The organism is Psychrobacillus soli (genome assembly GCF_006861775.1).
Lineage (GTDB): Bacteria > Bacillota > Bacilli > Bacillales_A > Planococcaceae > Psychrobacillus > Psychrobacillus soli.
In genome coordinates this window covers 12,132-24,242 of sequence record NZ_VDGG01000023.1, presented here as the reverse complement: position 1 = coordinate 24,242, position 12,111 = coordinate 12,132, and the positions used below count along the sequence as shown (strand labels likewise).

Below are 12,111 nucleotides of genomic sequence, written 5' to 3'. Positions count from 1 at the left end.
TCTATTGTTGAATTAACTTGATTAGTCAAACATCAATGGCCGTGCTACTTTATTAAACGTTCCGCCATCAACCATTAACGAATGCCCACTAATATAATTCGATTCATCCGAAATAAGGAATAGACATGCATTCGCAATGTCCTCACCAGTAGCAATTCTACCTAGAGGTTGATAGTCCAACGTTTGTTGAAACGCATCTTCCGGATCTGGCAAACTTTTAAATGTTTCATACAACATTGGCGTATCTACCGTACTTGGACAAACTGCGTTGACACGAATATTTAAAGGTCCACAATCTAAGGACATTTGTCTTGTCAACGCGGTCATGCCTCCTTTGGATGCAGCATAAGCGGCAAATCGTGTAATGGTTCGATAGGCATGCCAAGATGCCATATTCACAATCGCTCCACCACCCCGTTTTTCCATTTTCGGAATGGCATACTTCGAACAAAGAAATGCACCCGTCAAGTTGACATTGATCACTTTTTGCCACTCTTCCAATGATGTGTCTTGCACAGATTTACGAATCGTAGCCGCTGCATTATTGACTAAGGCATCTACCCCTCCAAACTGCTCGACCGTTACGTGCATTAAATCTTGAACATCTTGCTCATTACTGACATCGGTTTTCCAAAAAATAGCCTCAATTCCTTGCGCTTGCAAGTCCCTTACCGTTTTCAATCCAGTCTCTTTATCGATATCCGCAATGACAATTTTAGAGCCATGTTCACCAAGCTTCTTCGCAGTAGCTTCCCCAATCCCTTGACTACCACCCGTAATGATCGTTACTTTTTCTTTTAATCTCATCATAAGCTCCTCCTCTTTCTTCACATTAAATGAGTATATTTGCGGCTACTTAAAATACAGCCGTTTCTAACACAAGATTTTTTGTCGCGAAACGTTCAACAGATAATGCAGACATATCAATTGTCTCGAATTTTCCTAAACGAATTAATTCTGAAAGACCCTTGCCGGCCGCAGGTGCGTGCTGGAATCCATGCCCACTAAATCCGCTAATCACGTAGTAGCCTGCCATCGACGGGTGTCCGCCAATAATTGCGTTATGATCTACCGGATTATAATCGTAGAGACCTGCCCAACCACCATCGACTTTTAATTGCTCAAAATTCAGGGATCTATGAGCCAATACTGGCCAAATTTCTTCTTCAAAAAAAGACTTTTCTAGTCGGAAATCATAGCCAAAGGGCACATCATTCGCCCACCCCACTACAATCTTCGACCTTTCTCCACGGAAGTGTAATCCTGTAGGATCAAACGTAAATGGAATCGTATTTTGAAATTTCATTGTCGTATCTATTGAAAACAATTGGCGCCGCAATGGTTGAACAGGAATATCAATGTCTATTTTTTTACTTAACTCTCCTGACCATGGACCCGCTGCGTTGACAACGATTGGAGCATGATACATTTCTCCATTTTTCGTTATAACGCCTTTCACTTTCTGTTGCTCAGTTACGATTGTGTCGACTTCTTCGTAAATGAATGTAACGCCCATTTGCCTGGCTTTTTTGATATATCCTTGTAACACGGAGTACGGGTCCGCATTCCCTGCATCCGGATCGAACACCGCCCCGGTCAAATCCTCTACATTCAGTTCCGGGAAAAAGTCTTTCGTTTCCCGCTGATCCATCAAGTTGGCTTGAACTCCAAGACTTTCTTGAATCTTCATAATATCCTTAAAAATCGGAAGTGTTCTGTCGTTCAATAAATACAAATAGCCATCTTGTCGAAAATCGATGTGGCAAGGCTCTCCGTCAATCGCCATCTCTTCTTCAAAATTCTTGTAGACTCGATAACTATACTGACTCATTTTAATATTGACTTCCGTACTGAATGTTTGTCGAATGCCACCTTCGCTTCGGGGTGTAGAAGAATATTCATACGCTCGATCTTTTTCAAAAATACCTATGCTCCCTGTATAACCATCTTTCATCAGGTTGTACGCAAGACTACCTGCCATAATGCCCCCGCCAACAATAATCACATCAAATTTTTTAGTCATAGTCTTCTCCCCTTCACCTAGTAAATAGTGTCATGTTACTCTGATGGTTTGACAACGCTTTCATTTTTGAGAAATGAACAACTTTTTTCATCTATATTGTTGAACATATGAATACCTATATAAAATAAACGTTGGCAACCCCTTGCGCCTAATTAGGTTTGAAAGGATTCTTTAGTTCAACACACTTAATTTACTTATGCTGTTTTTTTACATATAAAGAGCATTAATTCTCCAATAGATGAGGCATGAGAATTTTTCAGTAATAGTAAACCATTTTCCTCCTTCTTGAAATTAAGAATAATCAAAACTATTAAAATAGTTTGAATAAATATTCTGTAGAGCTAATTTTAGTTGATATATCTGGCTATATCTACGGTTATATTGAACAATAAATCAAAATGATTTACTATTGGCTATAGTGCAACTTGCACAAATAGTAGATATTTGAATTTGTATTTAGTAGAAATAGGTTCATTAGCCGCCTATATTTGAACAGACTTCACTTCGGACTACTTCCATTTAACTTGTCGCACAATGTACCTGAAATAAAGAGTTCTTTGGACCTTATATTTGCTGCAGCATTAGGTCGATACCACAATAGCCAATTTAGCTAAAACTGTTATGGACAGATTGCCACTTGCATATTTTGATAGAGGAAGGATGAAAATGATTGATTTTAAAACAAATTGCTCAAAAAATTTCAGAAGATACAACTAAGATCATCGGTTACCCTGTAAGTATCTCAGATGAAAATGGGATTCTAATCGGTGTAACAGATCCAAAACGACTCGGAATATTCGATAAATTACTGGAAGGCGTTATAAAAACAAAGGAGTTAACCTACTATAGCGAAAAGGATGTATCCAATTTACCTAATATTTTTCCGGGTGTTGCAATCCCGATTATCCTAAATGGAGAGGTTTTAGGGGCGGTAGGTATCGTAGGAAAAGTCGAGGAAGACTCTGAAACCTATAATTATATTCAACTTGTTAAAAATCATATAGAGATGGTCTGCCACGAAGCATTACGAAAAGAAATGAAATCGATTGAAACCAGCAATTTAAACACATTAATTCACCACATACTACATTTTGATAAAAGTACAAGCAGCATGGAATATATTATAGACTATGGTAAAATGTTAGGCTTCAATCTAAGTTTGAACCGTATTTGCATAATGATTGAGGTTAAATCCCTGTCGATTGATAACGTAGATCGACCTACATTGCAACAAATTCAGGTTGAATTAGTAGAATATCTTCATCGTCTCTTTCATGAAGACCAAGAAAGTTTAATAGGCAGCTTACATTTTGATCAATTTACCGTTTTAAAAACCGTACCTTGTCATCAGACATATGAAACTTTCATGAAGGAAATCGGGGATAAAACAAAAAAACTAACACAACATTTGGCAAGCAAATATCAATTGTCTACGATCATTGCAGTTGGTGATTTCCATACTGGCATTAAAGGCGTAAAAGATTCTTACCACAACGCATTAAAAACGTTATCTGCTGGAAAGAAAATCTCGGGTGAAGACAATGTATTTCATTATGAAGACCTATCTATCAAGTTCGAAATGTTACTAAACGATTTGTCAACAAACTCTTTTGAAGAATTAAATGAAAAGTTCAGTTGCTTGATGGAACATGAAAACTATGAAACGCTGTCTTCTACCTTTCTCGTGTATTGTACATGCAAAATGAATGTAAGTGAAGCCGCACGCCATCTGTATATTCATCGAAACTCTTTAATTTATCGATTAGAAAAGATTCATGAATTAACAAAATTAGACTTAAATAACTTTGATCATTGTCTGCTCCTATATATTACTGTAAAAAAAAGACAAAGTAACAGTTTTTCTAGTAAAGGCTTATAATTTTTATTAAGCCTATTTTTATAAAGTTATTTATATCAACAGAAAAGTATTTTGTTTACATTGATCTTGCACCTGAAAAAAAGAATTGCTTACGTGATTATAGTAAGAGATGCCATTATCAACTGTTCAATGCATATAGAATTTTAAAGCACCCCTAACTGCTTGTAATTTAGATTTTTAATAAATACTTTAAACATTGCCATCTCATGAGCTGCTTTGACTGTTCATTCTATGTCAATGTTTTTTTTAAATAAAAGCCAATGAATCAATTCATTGGCTTTTATAGTCGCATCGTATAGATTTTAGGGGTTGTATTCCAGTTATTTTATTATAAATTGATAGATAATATTTATAATAAGTCCAGTAATACCAACGATTAACTAGCCATATTCTCCATACGAATTTTATCTGCGATCATCGCAATAAATTCTGAATTGGTAGGTTTTTACTTAAAATGATGTACCGTATAGCCAAACATTTTCGAAATAGTCTCGTAGTTTCCTCTGTTCCATGCAACTTCGATAGCATGTCGAATGGCACGCTCTACTCGGGCTGGAGTTGTTTGAAATTTTTTAGCGATTTCTGGATATAATACTTTCGTGATAGAACCAAGTAGCTCAACATCCGTATAAACCATTTGAATTGCTTCGCGTAAATAAGAGTAGCCTTTAATATGTGCAGGCACGCCAATTTCTTTAATGACGTTTGTTATGATGAATAATAGGCTGTATAGGGATAAAGCACACCATCTGCCGGCCGGTTTGTCGTATTCAACCATTTATTAGTTTTTATTTACAAGAAATACTATATAAGATTGAATGTAAAACAGTGGGGAGAGAATAATCCACATGCTATCGATTTTATAATTTCTAAAACATAAAAAAACCAGCGAATCAATAATTCGTTGGTTAAGGTTTATAATTTATAATAAGTCCAGTAATACCAACGATTAACTAGCCATATTCTCCATACGAATTTTGTCTGCGATCATCGCAATAAATTCTGAGTTGGTAGGTTTTGACTTAAGATGATGTACCGTATAGCCAAACATTTTCGAAATAGTTTCGTAGTTTCCTCTGTTCCATGCGACTTCGATAGCATGTCGAATGGCACGCTCTACACGGGATGGAGTTGTTTGAAATTTTTTAGCGATTTCTGGATATAATACTTTCGTGATAGAACCAAGTAGCTCAACATCCGTATAAACCATTTGAATTGCTTCGCGTAAATAAGAATAGCCTTTAATATGTGCAGGCACGCCAATTTCTTTAATGACATTTGTTATGATGTGATCAATCAGACGTTTACTTTGTGCTGCTTCTTTTTCTGGATTTGACTTCGCGGGAATGTCTTGGACAAATTCTTTTTTGCCTGCAACTTGTTTTATTTGTGTAACAAGACGATCAAATTCAAACGGCTTTAACATAAAATAGGATGCTCCTAAATCGACCGCCTGCTTCATTACGTCCTCTTGACCAAAAGCAGTTAGCATAATAATTTGAATACCGTTCAATTGGTTATTTTTTTGTAAGCTATCCAGTACTGCAATTCCATCTAGATGAGGCATAATAATATCTAGTAACAGGACGTCTGGTTTTTGTGTTTCTAATAATTCCAAACAAAGTTTCCCGTTACTTGCGGTACCGATAACTTCTATTTCTGGATGTTGATCAAAATAAGATCCCATTGTCCGAAGTAAATCCCTATTGTCGTCTACAATTGCTATTTTAATTTTCTCCATCATACTCATCCACCTTTGTATTTTTTGACTTTAGTACTATTCGCTATTTTTAGACTACTTCCTTTATTTTTGCTAAAAATAAGTCTTTCCTATTACAGTTTCTACCTTTTTCGATATTTAAATAATTGTTTCGACAATTTTGTCGATTTCTCTATGTATTCATTGTATCTTTACTGGATGAAAAAGGGTAGACCTAATTGCGGCCTACCCTGCATAATCATATTCATGGATTTTTTTTCATCATTTCAGTTATGGCAAGCGCGGCACCATTTTTAGGTTTGTCTACATACATATGTGTGACCACACCAATTAACTTATTTTTTTGGATGATCGGACTTCCACTCATACCTTGTAAAATTCCGCCTGTTTTTTGTATAAGCGATTTATCCGTAACAGTGAATTGAAAAAGATGTCCATCGACCGAAGAAATATTTATCGAAAATTCTTGTACTTTTTCACCATCGATGGATGTTCGCATAATTGCTTCACCTGTCATTATCGTTTCTACGTCTGCAATTTCTACTTGTTGCAATGGGATATTTTCTAAAGCGTTATCCTCTAATTTACCAAATATGCCATATACATTGTTTTCATCGACACCACCTATTGGCGATGTATCTGCCTCATGGGAAGTGATCTTATAGCCTGGTTGACCTGGGATACTTTTCTTTATTTGTTCAATGGAAGATAAATAAATGGATCCTTCCGAAAATTTCGGAGTTACTCCTGTCGTATGGTCGACAATTTGATGACCGAGTGCTCCAAATTCTTTTGTAACAGGGTCAAAGTAAGTCAATGTGCCAATTCCTTCTGTCGCATCTCGTAAAAATGGAAGAAGTTTCAATGTTTGTTCGGAAGTAATTTCTTTTGTATGCATTTTTTTATTATGCTCATACTGAATACTAATTTGTTCTTTATCTTTTACGTGCTTTTTTACATCTTCTACATTCGTTATCGTTTGGTCGTTTATTTGGTGAATGGAATCACCAGCCCGTAACCATTCTTCATCTGTAAGCATAACATCATGACTGAGGAAAACGGCACCATATTGAAGATCAATTTGAATCGATTGACCAAGTGGAACAACAGAGGTTTGCTGTGCAAAAGTAGGATTACTCGCAAAGAATAATGCGGCGAAAAGTATTGGCATTAGCGACCATTTACGATAGTTTTTTTTCATATTTCACCTCCTATACAAATACTATGTCCCGCAGAAAGAACTCTATGTGAGGTAAATAATTGATAATAAAGAAAAGCGCAGGCGGCTATGTCTGGTAAAAAAAATGAAGACCTATAAGAACAGGTCTTCACACATTTCGTAATATTTTTTTCCGATCTTTTGCTAATTTTAACAGCTCTTTTGAATGTTGGAATGTCGTGCTTGTAATTTCGGCGCCAGACATCATGCGACTTAGTTCCTCGGCACGTTTGTCATCGATTACTTCTTCTAGAACCGTAAATGTACGATTGCCGTTAACTACTTTTTTAATCATCAAGTGTTGGTCCGCCATTGCTGCGACTTGCGGTAAATGAGAAATACATAATACTTGTGAATTAGTAGCAATACCGGAAATTTTTTCAGCAATGGCTTGTGCTACTCGCCCGCTTACACCTGTATCTACTTCATCAAAAATAATGGACGTAATACCTTGATGTTTGGAGAAAATACTTTTAAGGGCAAGCATCATTCGAGAAAGCTCACCACCCGAAGCAATTTTCGTTAGTGCTTTTAGAGGTTCTCCTACATTGGTGGAAATATAAAAAGACAACTCATCTAGCCCGTTTTCATTATATGTCGGTTTCGCTGAATCTTGGAACATAACGGAAAAAGTAGCCTTTTCCATGTAAAGCTCTTGCAATTGCTCCATTATTGCTTTACTTAATTGTTTCGCAGCAACTTTTCGTTTATGCGTTAAATCATTCGCTTCTAGTTCTAAGTCTTTTTCGATTTGATTTATTTTTTCTGCCATTTTTTGGATTTGTTCATCTCTATTTACTAGTTGTCCTAGGCTATGCTCGATTTGCTCCTTATATTGTAGAATCTCTTCAATTGATGCACCATATTTTCTTTTCAATGTTTGGAGCAAAGCGAGTCTATCTTCTACAAGTTGCAATTGATTGCTATCGTATTCCATTTCATCTAATTCATTTTTTAATTGGTATGCAGCGTCTTGTAACATGTAAAATGCAGTGGAGACATTTTCACTTAGTTCTTGCATGTTTTTATCTATATCTGCTATATCTTGTAGGTCTGCCATTGCAGTACCGATATAATCTAGTCCTCTTGATTCGGATAAAATGGATTCGTATGCATTACTCATTTTATCAAATACTTTATGAAAATTTTGCAGCTTCTTTTTTTCTTCTTGTAGCTGTTCTTCTTCCCCAATGACTAGACTCGCCTCTTCTATTTCTTCTACTTGAAATGTATATAAGTCGATTTTATGGGCGATTTGTTGTTCATTTTCTGTTAAGGTTGAAAGTTCTTTTTTCCATTTTTTATATTGCGTATATAGCTCTTTATAGGATTCTTTTACGAGTTTTAAATCTTCGCCCGCAAATTGGTCTAACAGATGGATATGCGCTTTGTCATCCATCAGTTCTTGACTTTCATGTTGGCCATGAATATCGATTAACGAGGCGCCAATTTCTCTTAAAATACCTATTGTGACAAGTTTCCCGTTCACTCGACAAACACTTTTACCTGAATCATTAATATCTCTTCTTAAAATAATGGACTCTTCGTCTATGTCGATCCCGACATCTATCATTTTTTTGAACACACCATGCTTTGGTTTTGAAATGATAAATAATCCTTCTAATTCTGCTTTTTTTGCTCCATGACGAATAAATTCTTGAGAACCTCTTCCACCGCATAATAAATGAACAGCGTCAATAATAATAGACTTTCCTGCTCCAGTTTCTCCCGTTAATACCGTTAACCCTTCTTCAAAACTAACGGTTAGTTCATCAATAATCGCAAAGTTTTTAATGGATAATTCCTTTAACAACAATCTTCACCTCTTTTTATCAATTACACCTCGGCGTAATTGCGTCCAGATTTTGATTTGCGCAAACGCAATTAACTCCTTTCAAAATCTGTGACATCCGCCATAGGCTTAACTTGAATCAGCATTTATTTTTGCTGATCCAGGTTAAAGCATCTCTAAGAGTCGGTTTTTAACGATTTCACTGTCCGTTTGTTCTCGACATAAGATTAAACAGGTGTCATCCCCACAAATCGTCCCAAGTATTTCTGTCCAATCTAAATAATCGATTAATGAACCGATTGCGTGTGCATTACCAGGTAAAGTTTTCATGACTAAAAAATGGCTTGCCCCGTCGATACTTACAAATGCATCGGTTAAAGCACGACGTAATTTTTGGGTTGGATTAAATCTTTGGTCTGCTGGAAGACTGTACTTATAGTTACCATTTGGTAATGGAACTTTCACTAAATGTAATTCTTTTATATCTCTAGAGACTGTAGCTTGCGTTACGTTATATCCCGTATTTTTTAAAAAGTCGACTAAATCGTCTTGTGTTTCTATTTCGTTATTGGCAATAATATCACGAATACGTATATGCCTTTGTCCTTTATTCATGCGGTCACCCCATTGTATATTTATACTAGTTACTTTATACATTAGCACTTCACCTTAAAAGTCACAAGAAAAAACGCGACTCTCTTGTAGAGTCGCGAATTATTTGAGGGAATTATGTGCAACACTGACGAGTTTTGTAAAATCTATTTCATGTGGGATAACTTGTCCCTCGTTTACACTTTTTAAATGAAACAGAAACTCGATATTCCCTTCCCCACCAGTAATCGGCGAGTAGGAGGCATTTATCAATTGGTAATGATTGTTTTCCGCAAAATTAGCAATATCATTTAATACGTCTACATGTACACTGGCATCTCTTACAATACCTTTTTTCCCAACACGATCTTTCCCTGCTTCAAACTGTGGTTTTACAAGTGCAATTACATCACCATTTGGAACCAAAATGGTTTTTAACGTTGGAAAAATTAGTTTTAAAGAAATAAATGATACATCAATCGAGGCAAACGATGGTAGACCTTCACCAAAATCAGCAGGAGTCGAATATCTGAAATTCGTTTTCTCCATTACAGTTACACGCGGATCTTGACGAATTTTCCATGCTAATTGATTGCTTCCCACATCTAGTGCGTATGCATGCTTTACACCATTTTGTAATCCACAATCTGTGAATCCACCAGTTGAGGAACCGATATCTAACATTATCTTGTCTTGAACGGTAAGATCGAACTGTTCTAATGCCTTCTCTAGCTTTAGCCCACCTCTGCTTACATATTTCAATACTTGACCCTTCACGGTTAAAACAGAATCGATTCCTATTTTTTCTCCTGGTTTATCCACGCGTTCTTCTTTGCTATAGATAAGCCCTGCCATGATAGCACGCTTTGCTTTTTCTCTCGTTTCAAATAAACCTTGTTCTACTAATAGTATATCTACACGCTCTTTCGGTACTTTTGTCATGACGAAATATACCTAGAACCTTCATTTACAGAAGTCTTTACTAGCTTTACGATATCTTCTGTCGTAATATGAATTTCCTCTAATAATTGACTAACATCGCCATGTTCGATAAATACGTCCGGAATTCCAATTCGTTTTACGTTCGCTTGCAGATTTTCCTCGTTGAAAAACTCGAGAACAGCACTACCGAAACCACCTTGAAGCGCACTTTCTTCCACTGTAATAATAGGAATATTTCGCTCTTGCAAGCTTCGAAGCATCTGTTCATCTAGTGGTTTAATAAACCGCGCATTCACGACTTCGACCGAAATATTCGCTTCTGTCAATTGTTCTGCTGCCTTCATAGCCATTGGAATCGTCGTTCCAAACGTTAAAATGACAGCTTGTGTACCATCTTTTATTACTTCCCATGAACCAATAGGAATTGTTTTTAAGTTCTCATCCATTGGCACGCCTAATCCGTTTCCTCTTGGATAACGAAGTGCAATCGGACCGTCTGAATATTCAAATGCCGTTTTCACCATATGTTGCCCTTCGTTTTCATCTTTTGGCATCATAATGACCATGTTTGGCATATGACGTAAAAAAGAAATGTCGTATACACCTTGATGCGTTTCACCATCTGCTCCCACTAGTCCAGATCTGTCAATACCGATTACCACATTCAAGTTTTGTCGGCAAATATCATGAAGCACTTGATCATATGCCCTTTGAAGAAACGTCGAGTAAATAACTAAAAATGGTTTCATCCCATCTGCTGCCATTCCAGCTGCCATTGTTGTCGCATGTTGCTCCGCAATCCCAACGTCAAACATCCGATTTGGAAACTCAGAAGCAAATCCTTCTAGTTTAGAACCAACTGGCATAGCAGGTGTAATCGCAACAATGCGCTTATCTGTACGCGCTAACTTACGTGCAGTTTCTGCGACCAGTCCACTCCAAGACGGTGCTTTAGTTACTGATTTAACAAAAGCGCCTGTTTCCATTTTATATGGACCAGTTCCATGCCAAGTACCAATTTTATCTTGTTCGGCAGGTTTATAACCTTTTCCTTTTTTTGTAATGACATGAAGGAGAACAGGTCCTCTCATTTTCTTCGCATTTTTTAAGTTCTCTTCTAATGCTTCGAAACTATGCCCATCAATTGGACCTAGGTATGTGAAGCCCATTTCTTCAAAGAAAACACCAGACACAAGTAAGTATTTTAAGCTATCTTTTACTCGCTCCGCAGTTCCTGCAAGTTTCCCACCAACTGCGGGAATTTTTTTTAGTAAATATTCTAATTCATCTTTTGCTTTATTGTACGTACCATGTGTACGTAGTTTTCCTAACACATTATGCAACGCGCCTACGTTCGGAGCGATGGACATTTCGTTATCATTTAAAATAACAATCATATCTGTTTTTTCATGTCCAATATGATTGAGCGCCTCTAATGCCATTCCGCCTGTTAACGCTCCGTCTCCAATAATCGGTACGACGTAGTTCTTTTTGTTTTGGAGATCACGCGCTTTCGCCATTCCCATTGCAGCAGAAAGGGATGTGGAGCTATGCCCTGCTTCCCACACATCATGTTCGCTTTCAATTCTTTTAGGAAAACCACAAAGCCCTTTAAATTGACGTAGTGTATCAAACTGATCCGCTCGTCCTGTTAAAATTTTATGCACATATGCTTGATGCCCAACATCCCAAAGAAATTTATCTTCTGGACTGTTAAACGATTTATGAAGTGCAATTGTCAATTCGACAACGCCTAGATTCGGTCCAATATGACCACCCGTTACAGATAATTTCTCTATTAAAAACGATCGAATATCTTCACTTAATTCCTTTAATTGTTCATTATCTAAACTTTTTAAAAAGGATGGGCTAGAAATTGAAGTTAAATCCATTGCCATCACACACCTTCTTTTTTGATTTCCTTCTTTACAACTAGTTAATATAA

General features: G+C 36.7%; 9 protein-coding genes and 1 pseudogene. 1 reads left to right on the top strand and 9 read right to left on the bottom strand.

The window, feature by feature from the left end; genetic code table 11:
• Positions 1-21: 21 nt before the first annotated feature.
• Positions 22-810: an SDR family NAD(P)-dependent oxidoreductase gene (locus tag FG383_RS12120; RefSeq protein WP_246096983.1), complete on the bottom strand. Its 789-nt coding sequence runs from the start codon at positions 808-810 to the stop codon at positions 22-24.
• Between the two features lie 46 nt (positions 811-856).
• On the bottom strand, positions 857-2,023 hold the full coding sequence (locus FG383_RS12115) for an NAD(P)/FAD-dependent oxidoreductase (protein ID WP_142607651.1): 1,167 nt from the start codon (positions 2,021-2,023) through the stop codon (positions 857-859).
• A gap of 670 nt (positions 2,024-2,693) precedes the next feature.
• On the opposite strand from FG383_RS12115, the gene FG383_RS12110 reads away from it, so the two are divergent.
• Positions 2,694-3,902, top strand: a complete 1,209-nt coding sequence (locus FG383_RS12110; protein ID WP_142607650.1) for a sugar diacid recognition domain-containing protein — start codon at positions 2,694-2,696, stop codon at positions 3,900-3,902.
• 376 nt (positions 3,903-4,278) lie between these two features.
• On the opposite strand, the pseudogene FG383_RS12105 reads toward FG383_RS12110, so the two are convergent.
• From FG383_RS12105 to dxs, 7 genes and pseudogenes are all read right to left on the bottom strand, one after another.
• Positions 4,279-4,614 (bottom strand): annotated as a pseudogene (locus tag FG383_RS12105) (sporulation initiation factor Spo0A C-terminal domain-containing protein); the annotation flags it as partial.
• Between the two features lie 237 nt (positions 4,615-4,851).
• Positions 4,852-5,652, bottom strand: a complete 801-nt coding sequence (spo0A, locus tag FG383_RS12100; protein WP_425467645.1) for a sporulation transcription factor Spo0A — start codon at positions 5,650-5,652, stop codon at positions 4,852-4,854.
• A gap of 214 nt (positions 5,653-5,866) precedes the next feature.
• A complete protein-coding gene (locus FG383_RS12095; RefSeq protein WP_142607649.1) occupies positions 5,867-6,823 on the bottom strand; it encodes a SpoIVB peptidase S55 domain-containing protein in 957 nt (318 codons plus the stop codon).
• A gap of 127 nt (positions 6,824-6,950) precedes the next feature.
• Positions 6,951-8,654 (bottom strand): DNA repair protein RecN, encoded by a 1,704-nt coding sequence (gene recN, locus FG383_RS12090; protein ID WP_142607648.1) that lies wholly within the window; start codon positions 8,652-8,654, stop codon positions 6,951-6,953.
• A gap of 144 nt (positions 8,655-8,798) precedes the next feature.
• Entirely contained in the window at positions 8,799-9,248 is a 450-nt protein-coding gene (gene ahrC, locus FG383_RS12085; protein ID WP_142607682.1) for a transcriptional regulator AhrC/ArgR, read from the bottom strand.
• 99 nt (positions 9,249-9,347) lie between these two features.
• Positions 9,348-10,166, bottom strand: a complete 819-nt coding sequence (locus tag FG383_RS12080; RefSeq protein WP_142607647.1) for a TlyA family RNA methyltransferase — start codon at positions 10,164-10,166, stop codon at positions 9,348-9,350.
• Complete coding sequence (dxs, locus tag FG383_RS12075) at positions 10,163-12,058, bottom strand: 1-deoxy-D-xylulose-5-phosphate synthase (RefSeq protein ID WP_142607646.1); 1,896 nt, start codon at positions 12,056-12,058, stop codon at positions 10,163-10,165. Before dxs ends, FG383_RS12080 begins: the two co-directional genes overlap by 4 nt.
• Positions 12,059-12,111 lie beyond the last annotated feature (53 nt).

What these genes read in the sequence shown, in the direction of transcription:
- dxs (WP_142607646.1), bottom strand. Translation starts at nt 12,058, where the DNA reads ATGGATTTAACTTCAATTTCTAGCCCATCCTTTTTAAAAAGTTTAGAT.
- FG383_RS12095 (WP_142607649.1), bottom strand. Translation starts at nt 6,823, where the DNA reads ATGAAAAAAAACTATCGTAAATGGTCGCTAATGCCAATACTTTTCGCC.
- FG383_RS12080 (WP_142607647.1), bottom strand. Translation starts at nt 10,166, where the DNA reads ATGACAAAAGTACCGAAAGAGCGTGTAGATATACTATTAGTAGAACAA.
- FG383_RS12115 (WP_142607651.1), bottom strand. Translation starts at nt 2,023, where the DNA reads ATGACTAAAAAATTTGATGTGATTATTGTTGGCGGGGGCATTATGGCA.
- spo0A (WP_425467645.1), bottom strand. Translation starts at nt 5,652, where the DNA reads ATGAGTATGATGGAGAAAATTAAAATAGCAATTGTAGACGACAATAGG.
- FG383_RS12120 (WP_246096983.1), bottom strand. Translation starts at nt 810, where the DNA reads ATGATGAGATTAAAAGAAAAAGTAACGATCATTACGGGTGGTAGTCAA.
- ahrC (WP_142607682.1), bottom strand. Translation starts at nt 9,248, where the DNA reads ATGAATAAAGGACAAAGGCATATACGTATTCGTGATATTATTGCCAAT.